Below are 22077 nucleotides of genomic sequence, written 5' to 3' on the forward strand. Positions count from 1 at the left end.
CGCTCCAAAGCAAGACTTGACGAAAGGACAATGATCCCTCATTTCGAGCCATGATAAAACACATTGGCATCCTGCTTTATCCCGACTTCCAGCTTCTTGATGCCGCAGGCCCGATCACTGCGTTTGAAATTGCAGGAGGAATGGCAAATAATGCCTACGGGCTTACGCTCCTGTCTCGCGATAGCGGCTCCGTCCGCTCTTCCGCAGGGGTAGCGCTGGATACGACGGCTATGTGGAAGGCTGGCCCCTTGGACACACTGATCGTGATAGGCGGTAACGGAAGCCGTAACGCCATGCAGTGTCCGGATCTGCGCGCTTTTCTTCGCGCGCGGGCAGAGTCTACGCGACGGCTGTGCAGTGTCTGTTCCGGAGCTTTCCTTTTGGCGGCGGCTGGTCTTCTGGATGGCAAACGCGCCACCACCCACTGGCAGCGCGCTGAAGAATTATCTCGCCTGTTTCCTGATGTGAGCGTCGATCCCGATGCCATCTATATTCAGGATGGGGGAGTCTGGACCTCGGCGGGCATCAGCGCGAGCATTGATCTTGCATTGGCCCTGATTACCGAAGATCTGGGGGATAAAGTCTCCCGGCATGTCGCGCAGCAGATGGTGGTGTTTCATCGGCGGCCAGGCGGACAATCACAGTTTTCGGCGCTACTGGAAATGGGCGGATGTGATGGACGTTTCGCAGCATTACTCGGTTGGATACGCTCCCATCTGTCGAACCGGTTGACCATCGAAATACTGGCCGCTCAAGTGGCGATGAGCCCACGCAATTTCACCCGGACGTTTCGGCTGTCGATCGGCATGAGCCCGGCCAGAGCAGTCGAGCGCTTACGACTGGAAGCAGCGCGTGAGCGCGTGGAACATTCCACGACCCCCATCGAGGCAATTGCCAACGACACCGGCTTCAATGATCCAGAACGCATGCGCCGTGCCTTTCTTCGGGCATTTGGCCAACCACCTCAAGCGATGCGCCGGAATGCTACGACAACCTAACTGGATTTACAGGCAGCTCCTCCTGACTGGGAATACAATTTATAATCCTGTCAAAGCGCCTTGATTGACGTCGCAAGCGCCTCACCTGTCCGCGTGAGAAAGCGCATGATGACCTCAAACTCGGCGTCGCTGTAGCCGTCCAGCTCCTGTCGCATCGTCTCTCCCAGTTCCCGGTAGAGCACTGACGCCTGCTGCGAAATCGAGATGCGCGCCTTCAAAAGCACCCTGCGCTTATCGGCCGGGTCCCGTGCGCGATCGACCAGCTTTTGAGCTTCCAGCTTCTCGATCAGGCCTGAGACAGTGCCAAGCTGCAGGCCGGCTTCCTGAGCCAGGCTGGTCATCGGCAGCGGCCCAAGCAGATCAATCAGCCGTAAACACTTGAATTCCGTCGCTGTCAGGCCAAGGCGTTCGGCGACTTTCTGATGAAACAGCACAAGCCGGGCAGCAAAAAGCTGGATCGTAGGGACGTAGCGCGCAAAGCGATCACTTGACTCTGAAGAAATAATAGTTCGATCTCCTAAGCATATTGTTAGATAATCTAAGGAGTCTTTCCCCTTATGTCGATCCCCTCTTCGTGTAAGGTTCTTGTCATCGGTGGCGGAATTGTCGGACTAACGGCATCCGCTTTTCTGGCAAAACACGGCGTTGATACCGTTCTTGTCGAAAGGCGTACCTCTCCGTCCAAGCGTTTGCGCGCCAAGTTTTTCTATCCTCGCACCATCGAACTCTATCGCTCTCTCGGTATCGAACAAAAGATCACAACCCCACCAGGGACACTGAGCGAGGCGGCAATCGTTCACTCTCTAACAGGAGACGAGATCCGGCGCTGGACACTGCCAGCGGTCGGTGAGAGCGCAGCCTCGCCCTGCGTCGCATCTTCCATCAAGCAGCAGGATTTGGAATGTGTTGTCCGCGATACGGCAGAGCGCCTTGGGGCGCGTATTCATTTTGCTCATGCCCTGACGGCACTTGAGCAGCATGAGGATGGTGCAACCGCGACGATCAAAGCTGCTAATGGCACAGAGACGCTGCTTCACGCCGATTTCGTGATCGCATGTGACGGCAGCAAGAGCATAGTGCGCGATCTTTTGGGGATCGGGACTGTAGGCTTGGGTGACCTTGTCCACTCCATGAGCATCACGATCCGCTGTGATATCCGCGAAGCGCTGCGAGGACGGCCTCTGAGCTTCGCATGGGTGCAACAGCCCGATATCTCCGGCTTCATGTCCTGGAGCACTGATCTCACCTCAGTCGTTTTAAGCATTGAGTATGACCTAACAAACCCTGCTGATATTGCACGCTTTACGCCCGAGAACTGCCACGCACTCGCGGCCAGATGTCTGGGATTGCCATCACAACAGATCGAGGTGGTCGACATCCATTCGTGGTGCCTTTCGTCATGGTATGCCGAGAGTTTTCGGAAGGGCCGGATCTTTCTGGCCGGAGATGCTATTCACTCTACCCCGCCTCTCGGCGGCTTTGGCGCCAATACGGGCATTCACGACGCCCATAACCTCGCCCTCAAGCTTGTCTCTGTGATTCAGCATAACGCTCCGCAATCGTTGCTCGATCTTTACGAGGCCGAGCGCGCGCCTGTCGTGCAAATGGTTGTCGCGCAAGCCACGGCAAGGCTGGCACAGAGATCAAATGTTCAGCTTCCGCTTGAGGCGCTTCAGCCGGTTCTGGATGAGGACATGATCAGCATGGGATATCGCTATCCGATCCTCGCTCACGTCGAGACCATTCCTAATCCGATCGTTGTACATCCGCGCGATCTCCATGCCGAGCCAGGGACGCGCGCACCGCATATCTGGTTGCATCAGGCTGGCGTGCGTCTGTCCAGCCTCGACCTTTTCGGCGAAAGTCTGGTGCTCTTGGCGGGAAACAATGCGGAATCCTGGTGCCGGGCGGCAGAGACTTCATGTCGCCTTCACGGATTGCCGGTGCAATGTCTTGCTGTCGGGCGTGACCTCCAGGATCCCGAGAGCGCTTTCCCTGCCGCTTATGGGATCTCCGACACAGGAGCCGTGCTGGTCCGCGCCGACGGGTTTGTTATCTGGAAGGCCGTGCGAACAGGAATATTTCGCCATGAAGATTTATTGAAAATTCTCAGATCAGCACATGAGGCATGCTGAAACTATGGGGTATGCTCGTAGGTAGACGTGCCCTGTCAGCTTGCTCAAGGATAGATTGAGCCTGGGAAGAAAATACCCTGAACTGTAAATATGATAGAGAAAAAACAGGTGCTTACGATGCTTGTCCTTCAGACAACTGGTATTGTCCGGCCGCCCCTTCTCTTGCGAGCCATTCAACGAAACGTGTTGAGGGCTCGGTATCTTCGGTGCTTTTTGGAAGCAACGCGACATACCCGGTCCGCTGTACCCGAATATGTGGGAACGGTGTCACAAGATGCCCCATCGCGATGTCGATATCGAGCATTGGCAAGGGGCCGATCCCGATGCCCAGCCCATCCATCACAGCTTGCCGGGTAATGAAAAAATGATCGAATAGCGTCCGGGGACGACCGATAAGATGAGGCAATTTTGCAGCCTCAAGCCAGTCAATCCAGTCTCCCGGCCGCGTCTCGGTAGCCAAAAGCCTGTGCCCCTCGAGATCGGCAGGATCAAGGATTGGCCGCTGAGTAAACAGTGATGGGCTCATAATCAGCGTATCGACATCGTCCAGCACATGAGTGGCACGATGATGTGGCCATGCACCAGCGCCTGCCATACCCCGCCGGATAGCGACATCAAAGCCGCCGCGGAGGTCTTCGTGCACCGTTGAGACAGTCGTCACCACAACTTCCACCGACGGATAGGCAGCATGGAAAAGATCCAGTCTTGGGATCAGCCAACGCATGGCAAAGCTGACCGGCGCATTGACGCGCAGAATTCGGCGCGCATCTGGGAGCCCGCATGCTTCGGCAGCGGCTGTCATCCGTTCGAAGGCGCCGCTGACCTCACTTGCGAAACTGCGGGCAATTGGTGTTGCAACCATACGTCGCCCGGATCGACTGAAAAGCCGCTGCCCCAGCCAACTCTCCAGCAAGGCAATCTGACGGCTGACCGCACCATGAGTAAGGCCCAGTTCCGACGCGGCCTCGGTATAGCTGCCTGTCCGAGCTGCAACTTCGAAAACACGCAGGGCATTGAGAGGAGGCAGATGGCGCATAAACCGTGATAAAAACTGACAGATACGGTGAGAATATTCCATCTATTTTATAAAAAGTCACACGTTTAAGATAGCCCGTGAAAGGACTTGTGTGTGACATGCCAATAACCGCCCCAACGGAGCTCGCAGCATGCCAAATCCCCTGTGCTCGGGAACAGCGGCGAGGACTGATGGCAGCGTGCCTCGCTCACGCATTGCACGATGGCTATACAGACGGGCTTTATGCCTTCCTTCCGATCTGGCAATCGCAATTCGGTCTGTCCTATGCCGGGCTTGCGATCGTACGTGCCCTCTATTTCGGCACGATGGGCGGCCTCCAGGTCCCTGCTGATCGCCTGCTGAGTGGCATTTCGCCGCGTAACACGTTGGTCCTGTCCACAGTGATCGCAGCAACTGGTCTGGCGATTATGGCTGTTCCGATGGGTTTTGTCGGATTGTGCTGTGGCCTTGTCCTCGCTGGAATTGGGTCGAGTATCCAGCACCCACGTGCATCACAACTAATCACCGAGTGCTATGGCGATGCGGCACGACGCCCACTCAGTCTCTATAATTTCTCTGGCGATTTGGGAAAAGCGATCCTGCCAGCTCTCATTGCGCTTCTGCTGCCCGTGTTCGCCTGGCGCCCGATAACAGGTACCCTTGCCTTGCTAGGGCTGGCCCTGTCCCTTGTGCTGATTGAGCTTACACCCCGGAAAATTACGCCTAGTGCGGCATTATCCCTGGATCAAGCGCCTCCCGGCGGGCACGCTGGTTTTACGTGGTTGCTGGCAATAGGGGCTTTCGATACAGCGACACGGATGGGATATCTGCTGTTTCTGCCCTTTCTCATTCATAGTCGGGGTGGTTCATCGGCGACGGTCGGAATTGCCCTGGCACTCCTCTTTGCCGGAGGGGCATTGGGAAAAGCAACATGCGGGTGGCTGGGCGACCATCTTGGTATTGTCAGAAGTGTCGTCGCAACGGAAACGGCAACATCACTGCTGATCATCGCCACGCTGTTTACGCCGCTGTCAGGAACACTGGTGCTTCTTCCCCTGCTTGGGATTGTCCTGAACGGTACGTCCTCCGTCCTTTACGGAACGGTGCCTGAACTCGCACCCGGCGGTAACACTAGTCGCGCCTTCGCTGTGTTCTATACGGGAGTGATTGGCGCGGGCGGACTGGCACCGATTGCCTACGGCATTCTCGCTGATCATGTTGGCCGAACCACAGGCCAGCTTGCAACGGCCGCGACCGCCCTGCTCATCGTACCAATGGTCCTTCGACTGGGTTCCTCCATGAAAGCAGCGTGAGGTCGCCCAGAGCAGACGACAACCAATACCGGGGACTTGTATTATTTATGTTCCATAGGAAGAAATCATGACAGGAATCACAAATAGTCGGACAGGTAGCTGCCACTGTGGTGCGGTACGCTTTGAAGTTAGCCTTAGCGACGGCTTCAAATCAGTTCGTCGCTGCAACTGCTCTTACTGCCGAATGCGAGGTTCGGTCGTCGCAATGACAGCACTCGATGGAATAAAAATTCTTCAGGGTAAGGATGTGCTGACGAGCTATCGATTCAATACCGGGACAGCACAGCACTTTTTTTGCTCCCGCTGCGGCATACACACGCATCATCAGCGTCGCTCTGATCCGAGCCGACATGCCGTAAATGTGGCCTGTCTTGATGGGGTCAGTCCTTTTGATTTTCCAGAAGTACCGGTTACGGACGGCATTAATCATCCGAATGATACTGGAACGTTGCCGCGACTGGCGGGTACTCTGCGGTTTGAAAGCCCCTCAGAGCGTTGAAATTTTCCAGATTTGAATGAAGACCCTGAATTTTCTGTCCGTTATTTCGAATGCAATCATAGCCATTGACGTGGCGGCTACTGCGCAAGCTCCTGATAGCAACAGCGTTTGTGCTTGAAATCCCTACTGTTCTATCGCACCCCAGTTATCTCTGGCGCAATCAGTGAGGCATTCAGAAAAACCCCGCTATCATCATTGCGGAACCTTCCCTTCATCAGGAAAAATGGGTTGAAATTTTGGCTTCCCAATGTTGCTGACAATGTCGAAAGGAAGAACACCAAATTCGCACTTAGATCCGCTCCAGTGTTCAATTTCAATGGCATTATATTACTTGGTATATAGAGGTGTGGGTACTTCGTCTTAATTTTTTATCACTGGTAGTACCGCCCAAAAATGGAGCCTTCTTTCTGATCTGTTTTTGGAAGATGGGAAATCTGCGTGTCCATAGACGATTGGCGCGCGCAATATGAGCATTGGGATCATCAGTGTCCGGAAATGCCTTGAACCCCTCCAAAGATCGTTATGGTAGCGAAAAACATACCAAAATATTCGATGATCTTTGGCTCTAACTTGGCAATGACTCCGTTCTCACTTGGGAGTGGTTTCAAGAATTCGACAGCCAGAAGCGAGATAGGGAATATCAAGGATGCCACAAACCAGAACGGTATATTCCTGTTCTTTCGCCGAGCACATTCAACCGCTGAGTATAGGATGCATCCATAGTAGATGATCCCTGATAGCAGCACTGCTAAAATTATTGTATCCCAAATCATACCATCTTCCTCGGTTCCGTTGAGATTTGACTATCAGTCTCAATGTAACAGCAGGCCAATGGCAACATCTTTTAGTGTGAACAGCACCCTTCTCGAAATCATTATCTGACAGTACGATCCCCTACCAATCACGGAGATGTGTTGCCGGTTATGATCAAGAATATTCCTGGTTTTCTCAAACTGGCACGTGCTTTCGACCTGTTCGAAGAAGCGGCCATGCTCATACTGACTTTGTGCATTACTATTGTGGCCTGCGTGGGCCTATTACACGTTGTCGTGGCTGTGGTCCGTATGGTGTTGAGTACAGGGCTGGACCCAACAGACCCAGTTTTGCTCCAAGCGCTCTTTGGCATGTTTTTCACAGTGCTGATTGCGTTGGAGTTCAAACACTCAATCTTGGTGATGCCCGGTGGTCAGGCGCACAGCATGGCCCGTATGCGATCAGTGCTGCTCATTGGAATGATGGCGACAGTTCGAAAATTTATCGTGCTGGATCTGAATGGCGTCAACGTACAGGAGATGGCAGCCCTTTCGGGTGCGGTGCTGGCTTTGGGTATCGTCTATTGGTTGGTACGCGGGAAAATTACACAACCATTAGTCGATGGTTCGGGAGGCCTACTTTCTAGCGCCGATGCAGATCACTAAAAATGGTACAGAGTGCTACCTTCCCGGACGATTTTTTATGACTATCTCCAGCGGAAAGCGTAACCTCATATCGGAGGTTCACTATGATCGAAGTATATCGTTTTAGAACTTATGATGGGCAGAGGGACGAGTGGACACAGTCTCGTCGTTGGGGAACATTAGCCGGAATTAAAAAAATTTCCGGCGCCCCAATTTTGTCATTCAAGGCCATCGTAGATGAGCAATCTATCGATCCGGATGGCCTGACGAGTATTGATTTTTCTCCAAACCCAGCAATTAGGCTAGGCGAATTTCAAAGCCAGATAAGCTAGCTCCAACCTTTCTCTTCCCTCACACCACTCTCCTATCCTGCTTATGGCTCTTGCGTCGCTGCGATTGGTGGAGGCCAAGGTTACTGGAAATGGTGTGGAGGCGTTCAACTGAAAATCTAACGTAGTGATGGGCGACGCCATGCCACTCCTACTAAGTGAGGCTGATTAAACCGCGCATGGAGATTTTTTTAGCAGTCCGAGAAGATATGAAAGTCTCGAGCTGCATATGATTGAGGTCCAAACACCACACTTAACCAAGCTCGTGCAGTTGCTCGTCAGCAGGACAGCGTTGGAACGCATCATTTCTGATAGTCCGGCCGCACGAAAGATCTCTCTTGTCATGGATGACTGGGAAGATCTGAGGATTTATTAAATAGCTGTCTGGGCCAACACGCGGTCCGCGAACCGAATGTCCCAGTCATTGCGGGCTATCGGCTCTTCTTTAGCCAAAATGGACCAGTCTATGTAGAGGAGTGCGGTAGAGTTCTAGGCTGTTCGTAGGATAAGGATGCAGTCCTGATCCATAAAAATCGGGACGGTATGGGCGCTGGCATAAATATGTGGTTCGATGGGCCTGTAACATGGCTCTATGATGTGTCCGAAGGAGAACGAGGTGTGGCTGGGTAAGGCGATGCTGCAAATGGTTTTTTCTGCACTCACCCTTTTATGCTGCGCAGGCGGGGCTTTGGCTCGCGGAGGTCATGGTGGACACAGCGGTCATGGCGGTGGCCACCACTCAAGTGGTCATTCGGAGGCTCACGAGCCATCTCATGGTTCTGGCGGACATTTCTATCACGGAGGCCATTCGGGCAGCCTTGGGCACTCTAAACCAGAGCAAAGTGATGCCTCGGAGCTGCTTCCAGAAAGTTGGTATGCGACACACAGCGTAGACACCCCTGACGAAGAAAAGTGTGAGCGCGAGCACATCGAGAACTGTAGAAATGGGACTGAGGATTTGAGAAAATAGCGGGTCCAGGGCGGGGTATTTTCTTAATGTGCAGCGGAAACTAATCATGAATAAATACACTGTCGCGATTGGTTTTGCAGTTTTCCTTGCGATGTTCGGTATCTTGGCTGCGAGTGGTCCTCACGGATTTGCGGGGAAAGCCCTAATTTTCGGGATGCCGATTTTTATAACAATTATCCTCAGGATGAAGAAGACAAGGCGTCGGTTGTGATGTCGCGCGGTAAAGGAAAAATCGAACGCGGGCCTGCCAAGCAAAGCCTTCCCGTGAAAGTCTGTCCAGTCTGTGATCGGCCATTCAGTTGGCGCAAAAAGTGGGCGAAGACTTGGGGCCAGGTGCGATACTGTTCTGAGGGCTGTAGGGAAGCGAGAAAATCTTGATTTTCAGCCGTCAATTTATGGCGGGTGTCTGAAAGAGACAAATTCTGATCAAACAGGCCCAGTTCATAAAAATATGGATCTTATTGAGGCCTGTTTGTGTATTGTAATTTCGCGATATGAAAAAAAGTCCAGCACCTCAGCCTGTCAATCTTCTAGATGTCGCACGAGCTGCTGGCGTTTCTAGGGCGACGGCATCACTCGTGGTGCGAGGTAGCCCGCTTATTGCCCCCCCAACGCGTGAACGCGTTTTGGAAGCAATGAAACAACTCGGTTATATCTACAATCGTGGTGCAGCCAATCTGCGTCAAAGCCGAACGCATACGATCGGTCTTGTTCTTTCCAACATCGCTAACCCCTTCTTTAGTGAACTGACAGCCGGTGTCGATGACGTTAACGATGCCAATGATGTTGTCTGCTTCATCGCGAACAGTGTTGAGTCACCTGAACGCCAGGCGCGTCAGATCCAGCGACTGAGAGAACATAACGTTGATGGCGTGATTATCTGCCCTGCAATAGGGAGTAACGACACGTTGTTGGAAGATCTCCAACGTCTAAGCCTGCCCTATGTTCAGGTTCTGCGCCATGTTCCTTACGGTTCAGGCGACTATGTTGCGGCTGACTACGCTTCAGGTATCGAAAAAGCCGTAAAACATCTCGTCGAAACCGGTCGGCAGAAAATCATGTTCGTGGGAGGAATGTCCGTCCATTCCGCTGCCGTGGCCCGACTGGATGGCTTCCATAGAGCTATGGCGCTTCATCAATTACCTGACGATATGGTGGTCGCTGGCAAATGGGGTAATACCTACGATGAGGCTGAACTCGACCGGTTTCTTCTAGGATCCAATCCGCCAGATTCCGCGATCTGTTATAATGATATTATGGCTCTGGCACTCATGAGCCACCTTCAACGCCGCGGCTATACACTTGGTGATGATTTTGCCGTTATAGGGATGGATGATTTACCGCAGGCTGCGGCAGCCTATCCTCCTTTAACGACGATTGCGACGAACCCGCGCATGATTGGGCAGGCTGCGGCTACCCTGCTGCAAAAGCGCTTGGAAGCACCAGACCGACCTACAGAACGGATCATTCTTCCCGCAAGTTTGGTTATACGGGCCAGCTCTGAAACGCGCACCTCATAATACCCCTCGGATAGGCTAGCGCTTTCCCTTCCCTGACATGATTATCACGTGTTTCGTGATATACTGCCAATAAATCACACATCTTTTATATTTCTATCACTAAACTTGCGTGACTTTCTCTCGGAAATAACGTTGAGATATGCAACTGCGATCTTTTAGATCGATCTAATTTTTGCCTTTAACTCGCCTCTGTGGTCGCAGGGTCAAAGGAGGAAGAATGAAAACGCCTATCGGTTGGGCTCTGATCGGGGCCAGTAACGTCGCCCGAGAGTGGATGATCGATGCAATCCGTTCACAGCCGGATGCGTCACTCCGGACTGTTTTCAGTCGGGACGCAAAACGTGGGCAAGAATTTGCCACGGCTCACGATATTCCCAACAGTACGTCGGAGCTTGAGGACGTTCTTCAGGACCCGTCCGTACACGTTGTGTATGTCAGCAGCCGTAATGAGCTTCATAGAGATCAGGTTCTGGCCGCAGCCCGAGCAGGCAAACATGTTCTCTGCGAGAAGCCACTGGCTCTCTCCCTGACAGACGCAGAGGAAATGGTCCGGGTCTGCCATGAATCTGGTATTATTCTGGGTACGAACCATCATCTAAGATGCTCGGCCGTCCATATCGCGCTCCGACATCACCTGAAGACCAACGCTATCGGCGAACTGAATACCGTCCGCGTCTTCCATGCCAATTTTCTGGCAAAAGCGGTTGAAGGCTGGCGCCTAAATGACGCAGCGGGTGGCCTCATTCTGGATAGTACAATCCATGACATTGATACCCTGCGCTTCCTGCTGGGAGCTGACCCCATTGATGTGTTTGCCATGACGCAAAGTGGTCGACGGAGTGTCGCAGGGATTGAAGACGGCCTGATGGCTGTCATGCGCTTTCCCGGAGATGTTCTCGTACAGATCCACGGGTCATATGCCGTGCCTTATGCGCCCGGAGGCGTCGAACTCTATGGTGAAAACGCGGCGTTGATCGCTCGGGACTGCATGAGCCAGAAGCCGATCGGCAGTCTGTCCTTGCGAGATGGTGACGGAGAACGTCCCATCTCCATCGAACACCACAATCTTTACCGCTACAGTGTCCGACACTTCTGTGACAGCGTTGCCGGGCATGGTTCTCCGGCAGCAACCGGCGAAGACGGTGTAGCTTCACTCAAGATCGCTCTGGCCCTGAAAGAATCAGTCCAGTCTGGTCATCAGGTCAAGGTGTCGCAGTCATGATTGCAACAACAATGACAAGCTATTCCTCCCTCGATCAGGAACACGCCACGGTTTCGAACGACGTGCTCTCTGAGCGCCCCGAAATGACCACAGAAGAACTTCGCCGCGCGGCCTGGACATGCTCGGTTGGAAGCGCGATGGAGTACTACGACTTCGCACTCTACAGCCTCGCGTCAGCTCTCGTGTTTGGTCCGCTTTTCTTCCCCAGCACCATCCCGGGCATGGGCCTGATTGCGAGCTTTGCGACCTATTTTATAGGCTTTGCAGTGCGACCTATCGGCGGAATTTTCTTCGGCCGCCTCGGTGACCGGCATGGCCGCAAAAAGGTCCTGTTGATGACGGTCACCCTTATGGGTCTGGCCAGCTCCGCCATAGGGTTTATTCCGTCCTACTCTACCATCGGTATCGCCGCCCCTCTCCTGCTTGTCTTCATGCGCATGCTGCAAGGCTTCGGTGCGGGAGCAGAACAGGCCGGTGCGGCGGTCATGATGACGGAGTCCGCCCCGCGTGAACGCCGGGGATACTTTGCAGCACTCCCGTTTCTGGGTATCCAGATGGGAACAGTAGCTGCGGGCCTGATCTATTTCGGGATGATGACAGGCGTTGCGAACATTGCTGACACCTGGCTCTGGCGCGTACCCTTTCTCGGCAGTGCCGTCCTCCTTGTCATTGCACTGTACATGCGGCTGCGCCTCAAGGAATCACCCGCTTTCGCCAAGCTGCGTGAGGAAGAAAAGCATGAAGAAGTCATGCCCCTGCGCCAGACACTGACCGGCTCATGGCGTCCGATCACTGCGGGGCTGGGGCTTCGGATGGCGGAAAACGGTGGCTCTTCCATCTATCAGGTGCTGTCTATCAGCTATCTGGTTCATACGGTTGGCATGAGCAGCAAATGGGGCACGCTGGCTCTGATCGGAGCAGCGCTGGTGGGTGCAATCACCATTCCGGGCGCAGGATGGCTCAGTGACAAATATGGCCGGGTAAAGGTTTACCGTGGATTTGCCATCCTTCAGGCCGTAAGCGCCATTCCCGTCTGGTACGTCTTTAGCCAGGGAAATCCAGTTCTCTCCATGATCGCGCTTTCCTTCGCTCTTGGTATTGCGACGTGGGGAATGTTCGGAACGCAGGGCGCCTTTCTTCCTGAGATGTTCGGTGTTCGCCATCGCTACACAGCGGTATCCTTTACTCGTGAATTCTCTTCCGTCATTGCCGGAGGTGTCTCTCCCATGGTTGGTCAGTTTCTCATCACCATGTTTGCACGGTTCAATATTGGCGGTGTCAGCAGCGGTAAGTTTGCCTGGATTCCGCTGGCAACTTACGTGGTCTTCCTCGCCTGTCTGGCCATTACAGCCACGTTCTTCATTCCTGAACCCAGAGGCCGTGATCTCATGTCACAGGATGATGTCTTCTAAGGGCCTCCCCTAAAACACACGTCACTTTCTTCAGCTCATTCCAAATGCGCCCGTGCTCCGGACGCATGACGGCCTCTCTATGCTCGAGGTTTATCATGAACGATACAGTATCTCTTTCTCCCAACGCCACACTAACACAGTCTGCAGAGATCTTTCTTGCTGCCAGAAAAAGTAAAACCTGCCTGAATAGCCTTCCCGATACAATCAAGATCCGTGACGCCAAAGAAGCATATTCTGTTCAGGTTCAGGTCGCACAAGCTCTGACGGCTTCTCTCGGCCCCATCAAGGGTTGGAAAGTCGGAGCTCCGACGCCAGAAAGCGAGCCATTCTGCGCGCCCCTGCATCAGGCCACCCTGTTTTCCGGAGATACCAAGCTCCCGGAAGGTCTCTGCCGCCTTTACGGTGTTGAGGCGGAGATTGTTTATATTTTCCGGAAAGACCTCCCCTTTCGGGAAACCCTCTGGACGCAGGCCGAAGTTTGCGACGCAATCGGCAGTGCTCATGCCGCTATCGAAATATTTGACACCCGCTTCTGCAAGGCAGGCTCCCAGGACGGACTGGTGCATCTGGCCGATCAGGGCAATCACGGCGCCCTGATTTACGGACCCGGAATTTCAATGTGGCAGCAGCTCACACCTGTAACCGAACAGGTCAAGCTTGTCCTTGATGACCAGATTGCCATTGAACATGCCGGAGGGAACTCCGCTGGAGATCCAATCCGTCTTCTTGTCTGGCTGGCCAATCATGCTGCGAAGCGAGGCTTTCCACTGGAAGCCGGAACCGTTGTCACCACCGGATCCATGACCGGCACGAAATTCGTACCCGCTGGTACGACCGCAAAAGTCGAAATCGGATCTCTGGCCCCCGTCTCCGTCGTTCTTCCATAAAACAGGCTGTGTAAGGTTATCTGATCATGAAACCGGAAATTCTTCTTATCGAGCCCATGATGCCTGAAGTCGAGCAGGTACTGGACGCCGCGTATGTTGTTCACCGTTATAATGAAACACTGGTATTGACGGACATCGCACCGCGCATTCGGGGTATCGTCACCGGCGGCGGAAGCGGTGTCCCTTCCCACATCATGACAGCCCTTCCTAACCTGGAGATCATTTCCATCAATGGAATTGGGACTGATGCCGTCGATCTCGTTCAGGCCAGCCACCGTGGTATTAGCGTTACGACAACGCAGAACGTCCTGACAGATGACGTGGCAGATCTCGCCATGGCTCTCATTCTCGCGGCAACGCGCGACCTGCTTCCGGGAGACAGTTTTGTCCGCAACGGTCAGTGGGGCACGGGCTTCCTCCCCTTGGCCCACAAGGTCACCGGCAAGAAACTCGGAATTTTTGGGATGGGAAAAGTCGGACAGGCCATCAGCCGACGCGCGCATGGCTTTGACATGCCCGTTTCCTATTTCAGCCGTACCAATCTTGAACTTCCTGATATCCCGTTCATTCCCAGCCTGACCGCACTGGCGAAACAGAGCGATATCCTTGTCGTCGCGGCATCGGGAGGGCCTCAATCCCGGCACCTTGTAAACCGGGACATCATGGAAGCCCTGGGGCCGGACGGGCTGCTGGTCAATATTTCCCGCGGAAGCGTGGTGGATGAACAGATCATGGTAAGCCTGTTGCAAGATGGCAAACTCGGTAAGGCCGCGCTTGATGTTTTCGAGAACGAGCCCAGTGTTCCGGCTGCCCTCTATGGCATGAGCAATGTCGTTCTTCAGCCACATCGTGCCAGCGCAACCGTAGAAACACGCCGACAGATGGGCCAGTTGGTCACGGCCAACCTTGCGGCACATTTCTGCGGTGCCCCGCTACTGACCCCCGTGATTTGAAACTGCTTCAGTCTGGAGCACTTCGATGCCGCGCTCTCTATGTCCCACTACAAAAATCTTTCTGGCATGCGTTTTCTCATGCGCCGTGTTTTTTTCCTTCAAAGCAGAGGCACAATACCGAGGGCCGGTCTCCGCAACGGCTCCTCTCTTCGCCCTCGATACGCCGACCGGCTACGACAACACCCCTTTCACGCCTCCGGTAGAGAACATGCTCCTTCCCTGGGATAGGCTGATCAAAAAGCTGAACACGAAAGGGATCGGTATTGTCGTAGACTATACCAGCGAAAGCGCCATCGCCTTAAATGCAGGGCATGGCGGAGACGCTGGGTATGCCCATCAGATCGGTGTGGAGCTTGATCTGGATTGGGAAAAAATTATTGGCTGGAAAGGATTTATTACCCATGCGGTTTTCGTTAACCGCGCGGGCCATAACCTCGCAGCAGATCTGGGCGATCACTCTTTGAATGGGTTTCAGGAAATTTTCGGCGGTGGCGGCAATGTCGGCGTTCATCTGGTCTATGTGTATGGAACTCAGGATCTGTATAAAAAACGCATTCAGATTGCGGTTGGCAAAATGCCCGTGAATATTGATTTTGCCAATTCACCCTTGTTCTGCACGTTTATGAACAAATCAAATTGCGGAATTCCGAAATCTCTGACCCGGGGGGCAGCGGGATATGCGACATATCCAGGATCAACCTGGGCCGCCAGAGTTCGTTACTGGCCGCTCCACGGTCTCTATATCCAAGCGGGTCTTTATGGCGTCAATCCATACCTGAATACGAACCAGTATGATCGGACTGGTTTTGAAATGGGTACAGGCCTCTATACGGGCGTCTATACTCCTGTTGAAATTGGCCTCATCCCTCATTTTGGAAAAAACAATCTTGTTGGCCATTATAAATTTGGCTTCGCTTATGATTCTTCTCAATACAGGGATGTCTATTACGACAATAATGGCAATGCTGCTGCTGCCACCGGTCTCCCTTACCGCTGGACGAATGGAAAAACGCAGATATGGCTTCAGGCTGACCAGATGCTGATCCGTAATGGAAGCGGCCCGTTACACGGTCTCTACGCACTCGCCGGGTTCGCTAAAAGCGATGGAAAAAACAGCCCTTACACCTATCAGATCTATGCAGGGCTCGTAGATCGCGGGCCAATTTCCACCCGTCCGCAGGATACATTCGGCGTTGAGTGGTCTGAAACGATGGCAAGCCCGGAACTGGTTGCTTCGCAGTGGATACGCTATCGTCAGGGACTGTCTCTTCCCGGAAACACGACCTACCCTCAAAGCCATATCACGACCCTGGAGGTCACTTACAACATCCATGCATTCCGAGGTCTCTCCATCCAACCTGATTATCAGCGTATCTGGCGGACAAATCTTCAGAAGAACAAACCGACTGTCGATGCTGTAGGGTTAAAGATACATGCTGTTCTTTAGTATAAATATTATAATTTATTATATCCTTCAGGAAGTCATTTTATAATACATATATATTTACCAACAATCCTAATTTTTATGCTGAACCATGAATGTACACATATAAATAGATGTAATATCAAGAGATATATTATATTAACAATTAGATTATCTTAGATTTTTTACTCTAATTAAAAATCTCTTATAATTAGATTAAATTTTTTAAATAAATTATAATAAACCATTTATTGTGCGATACTTTTAAATTATCAGGTGTTTTAATAATAAACAGAACAATTTATTGAACGTAAAAATACTACAGAATAATATCCCCAGTTAAATTCTCTCAGTCTTTTTTAAGTGATCTGAACTTCCTGCCTAGCTATCCATTTAATGGTCTTATCAATGGAGGCTATCATGTCTTTCCTTAGCAGTACGCTCCCAAAAAATCCGACAAAAGCTCCTGGCTCGCCTGATGAACGTGGAGGGATCGAAGAACCGTTGGTTGATGCGCCTGGCTCGTGATTTCAGGCTTTTGGCGATTTGATTGACGGTTTTTGGGGGAGCTTTTGATCTGCGTTTTGAGCAGATCGGGGACTGCTCTCCCGCTGGATGACTATGCGCTCGCGTTCAATCTTTCGAGGAAGAGGAAGCGGCGCATGTTGTAGACGATATTGGCCAGCCCGATCCTCATGGTGGCCCGGGTGATACCGACAGTTCGGATGAACAATCCCGTCTGTGATTTCTGGTCGGCAAAGACGTGCTCGACGCGCGATCGGATCACGGACTTTCCAGCATTCGATTTCTGGATATGTCGGGGCATAGGCTTGAGATGCGGCTTTTTTCTGTGAACCTTTGAGACAAAACCCTCTTTGTCCATGAAGTCCTCATTCGCTTTCGAGCGATAAGCTGTATCAGCCCAAACGCTTGAGGCCGTATTGGTTTTATCTAACAGCCCCTCTCTCAATCGCGCACCATCACTGGCGGCGGCATCCGTCGTCTTCCATTTTCGGATGAACCGAAACTTCCGGTCGATGGAGACGTGGGATTTGTAGCCAAAGAACGGGATGGCGAGATCGCTCGACGGTATGGTTCCATCGTCCTGCCGCTTCGCCTTCGTGAACTTAAGTGTCCATCGTGCATGACGATCCTTATGCGACATCTTTGCGGGCTTGTCCTGCCAGTCTTCTGGAATACGTCCTGCCCGGAGATCCGCTTTCTCAGCCTTCGTATTGCGCTGCTTTGGAGCAGCCACCAGTGTTGCATCCAGGATCTGGCCGGACATCGGGAGATAACCGGCGTTCCGCAGGGTCGCGTCAAATCGGTCAAACAGCCTTTCAATGGCACCCGCCTGTGTCAAACGCTCACGAAACAGCCAGACCGTTTTGGCATCCGGCACGCGGTCCGACAGCCCCAATCCCAGAAAGCGCATGAACGACAGGCGGTCGTTGATCAGATACTCTGTCCGTTCATCAGACAAAGTGTTCAACGTCTGGATGACCAGAATTTTGAACATCAGCACCGGATCAAACGGCGGACGTCCGCCTTTACTTCCGTCTGAATAGGCCAGAGCCAGCTCCAGATCAGGGCGGAACACCTCAAAATCCACAGTCCGGGAAAAGGCCTCCAGCTGATCGCCAAGCCCGCTCAGCCGAGCAAGGCGCTCTTCAACATCAAAGAAACCAGGCTGCTTCATCTTCCACCATCCCCAATCAACGCCGAAGAAATGGAATCACACAGAACAGCTCAGAGCCAAGGGTTTTTCGAACCCTCCACGTGAGCCTTTTGACCCGTATCCTGACAAAAGCCCGATCACGGATGAGCCCCCGGAAGAGGAAAATCCCGGTAAAAGGTATGCGCCTGAAAAAGGCTCTCCAGATCCTAAGCCTGATCAGCCTCCAGTCCTTCCTGATGCACCTGAAAATCCAACAAATTAAGATCTGGATGTTTAGGCCGGGACGACGAGTAAACCTATGGGACAGATCAAGTCATTTTCTTCGATTGGACACAACAATATCGTGGAAAATACCGGTCTAGATAAAAGAAAACATGAATTTATAAAAAAGCAGATACTGGTTGCTATTCCAGTGCGCAATGAAGAAGAGCATATTGTCCCGTGTCTTTTAGCTCTCGCGAGACAAGAGACACAGCCTGACAAAGTTGTAGTCTGGATCAATAACACTACTGATAAAACACATGAGCGAGTAGAATCGCTAACGAACACATTACCGTTCGAACTGGAGATCGTCAGAGTTATCTACGACCCGGCATTGGCAAGCGCAGGCTTGGCAAGAAGGGATGCAATGGCCCATGCGGCTCAGTATGCATCTTCTGATGCCCTATTAGTGACCACTGATGCTGACAGTGAAGCTGCTGAGGACTGGTTAAGTCGTACCCTAAACGCTTTTACGCATTATCCTGTTGAAGCCGTGTTTGGCAGGGCTCTTCTCCTCCCCGAAGAAGCCAGGAAAATCCCATTCAATTTGCATAAAGATGAAAGAGCAGAACAGGCTTACGGGGCTCTTCTCGATCAAATCGCATTGCTGCTCTATCCGGAACCCCATGATCCCTTGCCCCGGCATACCGAACATTCCGGCGCCAGTATCGCGGTGACTTATCAGGCCTGGAGTAAGGTTGGTGGAATGCCTGCCATACCAACGTCGGAAGACCGTGCGTTCTATCAAGTACTTCGAGAAAACGGAATTCGTGTTCGTCACGCACCGGACGTTAAGGTGTATGTGTCCGCTCGTTTGGTCGGTCGGGCACAAGGAGGGATGGCCGAAACGCTGGCACGCAGATTACACGTACAGGACGAATATATAGATGATATTTTCGAGCCTGTTTCCCGAAGGTTACTTCGTATGCGACGTCTGCGTAAGCACGCAAATCAACTCGTTCCTTTTGAAGACACCTGCATGGAATTCTCTCAAATGCGCGTGCGCCGTGATGACTTGGAAAAGCATCATAAACGAGCCCAACGGGTGCTAGATCATCTTAGAAAAATGATACATCGTTCTCATCGTGATTGCTTAAGTGACTCAATCGATCAATTCGATATCCCTCACCTCGCTCACTCAGATCAGGCACCCAACCGTGGGCAAGACATGCCTGGATAAAACAATTTGCTGCCTCGTCTCCTGTACAGGGCGTATCTGTCTCTCCAGTCCAGTTAACGATTAGGATATGGCCAGTTTTTTTCAGGCTTGTGGTTGTTTGAAAAGCCAGTTCCTGAATGTCTGTCTGACTCAAAAAATAAAGAATTTCCGAAATAAGAATGAGATCACAGCCTGCTGCCGCAACAACTGGATAAGCACTAGGTAGAAAGGCTTTGATAAAGCTGACTTGTGCATATTCCTGGCAGCGCTGTCTTGCCTTGGTAAGCGCAGTTTCCGATGCATCTACTGCTAGGATACGTTGACACCGCTGCGTGAGAGCCAATGTGCCTACCCCTATGGCACATCCGAGCTCTACAGCGAATGCAATCGGCGAACATGGCAGACATTGTAGAACCCTTTGAAGCTTCTTTTGTTCATACGGGCTGCTTTCAAAATTCCATGGGTCAGGAACCTGCTGAAACAGGTTTTCAAAAACGTCTGCTGTCCATGTCTCTTTCCTCATGACGCGATAAAGATTTCATAGGGTTGCAGCATTTTCTCCAGTAAGTGCTCCGGTAAAATAAAACCGTTTGGATCGTCTTTTACGATCAAGCCTCTCTGACTTCGATGCGCGTGGATCGCCTGTCGTTTCTGTTCCAAAAAAGACCGAATATTCAGGCGCCAACCTGTAAGGGCATTTTCTGGAATCTTCGTTTCAGGAGGAAGTGTTAAACCCCAGACCGGGTACGCCAGAACTCTAAGCTCTGGCTTCAGAGCTTTTAGCGTTTCGCCCATCAGCCAGACAGCTTCATGGTCGCAGTGAGGGTCGTACCGCCAAGGAGCCAGTAGATTTTCGCAGTCATGAAGAGAGAGAAGATCAAGCAAATCGCGGACAGTAGAGTCAAAATGGCTTCCTTTCACCGGAACTCTCGTATCCTTAAGGCCCATAAATATCAGTCTATCAGCAGAAAGACCCAGAATTTCTGCAGCACGGATGCATTCTTCCTGTCTCTGTCGCGCCAGCCGATCGGGTGGCCATAAACGAGAGCCCGGGTGAGATGCAGAGCCGTCCGAAACGATCACAACAATGGGCGGCCGCCCATGTGCCACTGCCGAGGCTATAAATCCCCCACATCCAAGACTTTCGTCATCAGGATGGGGCGCCAGCACCAGTGATGTGCCGGGAGCAACGGCATCGAATGAGGCAAATGGGAAACTTGCAAATTTTTCCAGAGTTTCACGAATATTCATAGACCTGCCTCCGGCCAGTCATGACGGACAAACCATACGGCGGCCTCCGTCAGAGCTTCGTCAGGCGCAGGTTGCCTGAGATAAGTCGCAAGGTCCCTCATGACCTGCTCTACCGCTTTTCCCTTGATGAAGGCCGACAGGCCAAGACTTCTTTGAACAAGCGTGATCAGGTCAAGAGCAGCCCGTTCGACAGCCAGCCGAGCCAGATTAACGATTGACGTCACGTCTTCAGATTTCATGTGCGCAGAATATGCAGCTTGAGCAGCCTCTGTCACCCACATCGCTGCTGTCTGTTGAAGAATAAGTGCTTCTCCTATCCGGGCGAGTTGATGTGGACTACCAGCACGCTCGCGTTCCAGTAACTCCTCCCTGAGTAGATCAATCAAATGATCCATCCCGCCTAAGGCAACCGCCGACCCTCGCCAGGCTCCTGCAGAAAATTCAGGTTGCCGCAGATAGTCACCTGATGAGCCAATAATGTCATCCGGTGAGATCTGAAGGCCCGTAAAATCATAGGCTCCCGTTCCGCTGGCCTGCATGCCAGTCAGCGCCCCCGGACCGGGTCGCTGGCGTTCAAGGTCTGTTGTAGGAGCTAGAACCATGAGTGCTTCGCCGTGCTCAGGTATGGCGGTTATCAACGCAACGCTAACCTGCCTGACGCCACTGGCAAAACCTTTGATCCCCGAGAGCCTGTAGCTCGGCCCTTCCCTCTGTATGCTGACAGCAGAGCTCCCGTCCGTAACCCAGATGCCAGCCAAATTCCCGTTTTCCAGTTGGAGCTTTAGGGCATGACGTTGAAATCTCGTGCCGTACAATTCTACGAGACGGACTACGTTCACGTGCCCTTCCAGACATCGCCCTAGAGAAAGACTCAGATAGCCTATTCTCCTCAGTAAAGTCAGAAGAACTTGGCCTCCTTCAGATGTTTGGCAAAGCCCGAGCCCATTGTCTTCCACGGAAAAAAGAGCGTCAAACGCACCCATTGTGCGTAGTGCATTTAGAAGCTCAACAGGGAACTGATTTTCTGGAGCAGAAAATGGTTTGGCTTTCCATTCCTCAAATAAGCACTGCATCCTGGCCCTAAAAAGAGCAAGCCCCTCAACGTATGCGCTCTGATCTGCAACCGACATGCCTAAGCATTCCTTCACGCTTTCGTACAGGAACGTCGAATGTCGGCTGCTAGATCCCCTTCCAAATACGGTCTCTGGTCACGCTTTTGAGTAGATGGAAATATTATCGGAAAACGTAAATATCCTTTCAAGGCAGGAGCGCTATAAGGCTAGCGAACAAGATGTTAATATTTTTGATGTCTCGTTTTTTAAAGATTTTTTGAACGTCATATACGAACATTAATCCTTTCTATTTCAACCTCCTCGAAGAAATTGGAAGTTGGTTGTTGTTTAGATCAAGAAAATATGATCGTTAATTTTTTTTATTATGGTAACTAACGACCTTGTAGCGCGTTATGGCAATAACGATGCATTTATGATTTTCGCTATTCATGAGAAATAAATTTTCATTATTAGTGAAAATGACAAATAAAAGCGGAATGTATCTAAATTTTTGATTTAGAATATTTCTCTATAGCGTAGCGATGGCGGATACTCTCTGCCGAAAGGAACCACGCAGATGGCTAATTTTTTCGGAAAAGCAGT

Annotated in this window: 19 protein-coding genes and 1 pseudogene; 14 read left to right on the plus strand and 6 right to left on the minus strand. The window is 52.0% G+C overall.

Translation table 11 applies throughout. The features are described from left to right. The first annotated feature begins 50 nt into the window (after positions 1-50). Positions 51-998 (plus strand): GlxA family transcriptional regulator, encoded by a 948-nt coding sequence (locus M2305_RS13715; protein ID WP_264649671.1) that lies wholly within the window; start codon positions 51-53, stop codon positions 996-998. A 50-nt stretch (positions 999-1048) separates the two neighbouring features. On the opposite strand, the gene M2305_RS13720 is transcribed toward M2305_RS13715, so the two are convergent. Then, positions 1049-1432, minus strand: a complete 384-nt coding sequence (locus M2305_RS13720) for a MarR family winged helix-turn-helix transcriptional regulator (RefSeq protein ID WP_264649672.1) — start codon at positions 1430-1432, stop codon at positions 1049-1051. A 123-nt stretch (positions 1433-1555) separates the two neighbouring features. Between M2305_RS13720 and M2305_RS13725 the strand changes: the two genes are divergently transcribed. Then, the gene (locus tag M2305_RS13725; protein WP_264649673.1) at positions 1556-3133 is read left to right on the plus strand and encodes an FAD-dependent monooxygenase; all 1578 of its coding nucleotides are present in this window, start codon (positions 1556-1558) and stop codon (positions 3131-3133) included. Positions 3134-3245: 112 nt separating this feature from the next. Here the strand turns inward: M2305_RS13725 and M2305_RS13730 are convergent, their stop codons facing one another. After that, on the minus strand, positions 3246-4169 hold the full coding sequence (locus tag M2305_RS13730) for a LysR substrate-binding domain-containing protein (RefSeq protein WP_264649674.1): 924 nt from the start codon (positions 4167-4169) through the stop codon (positions 3246-3248). A gap of 170 nt (positions 4170-4339) precedes the next feature. Between M2305_RS13730 and M2305_RS13735 the strand changes: the two genes are divergently transcribed. The 11 genes from M2305_RS13735 (at position 4340) to M2305_RS13785 (ending at position 16097) form a co-directional block, all read left to right on the plus strand. After that, a complete protein-coding gene (locus M2305_RS13735) occupies positions 4340-5461 on the plus strand; it encodes an MFS transporter (protein WP_264649675.1) in 1122 nt (373 codons plus the stop codon). Between the two features lie 67 nt (positions 5462-5528). After that, entirely contained in the window at positions 5529-5960 is a 432-nt protein-coding gene (locus tag M2305_RS13740; RefSeq protein WP_264649676.1) for a GFA family protein, read from the plus strand. A 923-nt stretch (positions 5961-6883) separates the two neighbouring features. After that, complete coding sequence (locus M2305_RS13745) at positions 6884-7378, plus strand: phosphate-starvation-inducible PsiE family protein (protein ID WP_264649677.1); 495 nt, start codon at positions 6884-6886, stop codon at positions 7376-7378. 83 nt (positions 7379-7461) lie between these two features. After that, on the plus strand, positions 7462-7689 hold the full coding sequence (locus tag M2305_RS13750) for a hypothetical protein (protein WP_264649678.1): 228 nt from the start codon (positions 7462-7464) through the stop codon (positions 7687-7689). A gap of 1177 nt (positions 7690-8866) precedes the next feature. Next, complete coding sequence (locus M2305_RS13755; RefSeq protein WP_264649679.1) at positions 8867-9034, plus strand: DUF2256 domain-containing protein; 168 nt, start codon at positions 8867-8869, stop codon at positions 9032-9034. A 116-nt stretch (positions 9035-9150) separates the two neighbouring features. Continuing rightward, on the plus strand, positions 9151-10176 hold the full coding sequence (locus M2305_RS13760) for a LacI family DNA-binding transcriptional regulator (protein ID WP_264649680.1): 1026 nt from the start codon (positions 9151-9153) through the stop codon (positions 10174-10176). Between the two features lie 217 nt (positions 10177-10393). Continuing rightward, entirely contained in the window at positions 10394-11398 is a 1005-nt protein-coding gene (locus tag M2305_RS13765; protein WP_264649681.1) for a Gfo/Idh/MocA family protein, read from the plus strand. Further along, positions 11395-12810 carry an MFS transporter gene (locus M2305_RS13770; RefSeq protein ID WP_264649682.1) on the plus strand — a complete coding sequence of 472 codons (1416 nt, stop codon included), beginning with the start codon at positions 11395-11397 and terminating at the stop codon, positions 12808-12810. The genes M2305_RS13765 and M2305_RS13770 overlap by 4 nt, the downstream gene beginning before the upstream one ends. A 95-nt stretch (positions 12811-12905) precedes the next feature. Next, on the plus strand, positions 12906-13697 hold the full coding sequence (locus M2305_RS13775; protein WP_264649683.1) for a 2-keto-4-pentenoate hydratase: 792 nt from the start codon (positions 12906-12908) through the stop codon (positions 13695-13697). A 26-nt stretch (positions 13698-13723) separates the two neighbouring features. After that, positions 13724-14650, plus strand: a complete 927-nt coding sequence (locus tag M2305_RS13780) for a 2-hydroxyacid dehydrogenase (RefSeq protein WP_264649684.1) — start codon at positions 13724-13726, stop codon at positions 14648-14650. Positions 14651-14735: 85 nt separating this feature from the next. Beyond that, complete coding sequence (locus tag M2305_RS13785) at positions 14736-16097, plus strand: carbohydrate porin (RefSeq protein ID WP_264649685.1); 1362 nt, start codon at positions 14736-14738, stop codon at positions 16095-16097. Between the two features lie 595 nt (positions 16098-16692). Here M2305_RS13785 and M2305_RS13790 read toward each other — a convergent pair. Continuing rightward, positions 16693-17772, minus strand: coding sequence for an IS5 family transposase (locus M2305_RS13790; RefSeq protein ID WP_015075063.1), 1080 nt, complete (start codon positions 17770-17772; stop codon positions 16693-16695). A gap of 277 nt (positions 17773-18049) precedes the next feature. Between M2305_RS13790 and M2305_RS13795 the strand changes: the two genes are divergently transcribed. Next, the gene (locus M2305_RS13795; RefSeq protein WP_264649686.1) at positions 18050-19192 is read left to right on the plus strand and encodes a glycosyltransferase; all 1143 of its coding nucleotides are present in this window, start codon (positions 18050-18052) and stop codon (positions 19190-19192) included. A gap of 70 nt (positions 19193-19262) precedes the next feature. Here M2305_RS13795 and M2305_RS13800 read toward each other — a convergent pair. From M2305_RS13800 to M2305_RS13810, 3 genes and pseudogenes are all read right to left on the minus strand, one after another. Next, a pseudogene (locus M2305_RS13800) lies at positions 19263-19694 on the minus strand (class I SAM-dependent DNA methyltransferase); the annotation flags it as partial. Then, entirely contained in the window at positions 19691-20422 is a 732-nt protein-coding gene (locus M2305_RS13805; protein ID WP_264649687.1) for a PIG-L deacetylase family protein, read from the minus strand. The pseudogene M2305_RS13800 and the gene M2305_RS13805, both read right to left, overlap by 4 nt. Beyond that, complete coding sequence (locus tag M2305_RS13810) at positions 20419-21552, minus strand: acyl-CoA dehydrogenase family protein (RefSeq protein WP_264649688.1); 1134 nt, start codon at positions 21550-21552, stop codon at positions 20419-20421. Before M2305_RS13810 ends, M2305_RS13805 begins: the two co-directional genes overlap by 4 nt. Positions 21553-22077: the final 525 nt, after the last annotated feature.

Source organism: Gluconobacter cerinus, assembly GCF_025961355.1.
Lineage (GTDB): Bacteria > Pseudomonadota > Alphaproteobacteria > Acetobacterales > Acetobacteraceae > Gluconobacter > Gluconobacter cerinus.

Bases quoted from the DNA above. Each gene is read 5' to 3' on its own strand.
- M2305_RS13755 (WP_264649679.1), top strand. From the start codon at position 8,867: ATGTCGCGCGGTAAAGGAAAAATCGAACGCGGGCCTGCCAAGCAAAGC.
- M2305_RS13780 (WP_264649684.1), top strand. From the start codon at position 13,724: ATGAAACCGGAAATTCTTCTTATCGAGCCCATGATGCCTGAAGTCGAG.
- M2305_RS13750 (WP_264649678.1), top strand. From the start codon at position 7,462: ATGATCGAAGTATATCGTTTTAGAACTTATGATGGGCAGAGGGACGAG.
- M2305_RS13745 (WP_264649677.1), top strand. From the start codon at position 6,884: ATGATCAAGAATATTCCTGGTTTTCTCAAACTGGCACGTGCTTTCGAC.
- M2305_RS13730 (WP_264649674.1), bottom strand. From the start codon at position 4,169: ATGCGCCATCTGCCTCCTCTCAATGCCCTGCGTGTTTTCGAAGTTGCA.
- M2305_RS13770 (WP_264649682.1), top strand. From the start codon at position 11,395: ATGATTGCAACAACAATGACAAGCTATTCCTCCCTCGATCAGGAACAC.
- M2305_RS13725 (WP_264649673.1), top strand. From the start codon at position 1,556: ATGTCGATCCCCTCTTCGTGTAAGGTTCTTGTCATCGGTGGCGGAATT.
- M2305_RS13715 (WP_264649671.1), top strand. From the start codon at position 51: ATGATAAAACACATTGGCATCCTGCTTTATCCCGACTTCCAGCTTCTT.
- M2305_RS13735 (WP_264649675.1), top strand. From the start codon at position 4,340: ATGGCAGCGTGCCTCGCTCACGCATTGCACGATGGCTATACAGACGGG.
- M2305_RS13775 (WP_264649683.1), top strand. From the start codon at position 12,906: ATGAACGATACAGTATCTCTTTCTCCCAACGCCACACTAACACAGTCT.
- M2305_RS13810 (WP_264649688.1), bottom strand. From the start codon at position 21,552: ATGTCGGTTGCAGATCAGAGCGCATACGTTGAGGGGCTTGCTCTTTTT.
- M2305_RS13765 (WP_264649681.1), top strand. From the start codon at position 10,394: ATGAAAACGCCTATCGGTTGGGCTCTGATCGGGGCCAGTAACGTCGCC.
- M2305_RS13760 (WP_264649680.1), top strand. From the start codon at position 9,151: ATGAAAAAAAGTCCAGCACCTCAGCCTGTCAATCTTCTAGATGTCGCA.
- M2305_RS13805 (WP_264649687.1), bottom strand. From the start codon at position 20,422: ATGAATATTCGTGAAACTCTGGAAAAATTTGCAAGTTTCCCATTTGCC.
- M2305_RS13740 (WP_264649676.1), top strand. From the start codon at position 5,529: ATGACAGGAATCACAAATAGTCGGACAGGTAGCTGCCACTGTGGTGCG.
- M2305_RS13790 (WP_015075063.1), bottom strand. From the start codon at position 17,772: ATGAAGCAGCCTGGTTTCTTTGATGTTGAAGAGCGCCTTGCTCGGCTG.
- M2305_RS13795 (WP_264649686.1), top strand. From the start codon at position 18,050: ATGGGACAGATCAAGTCATTTTCTTCGATTGGACACAACAATATCGTG.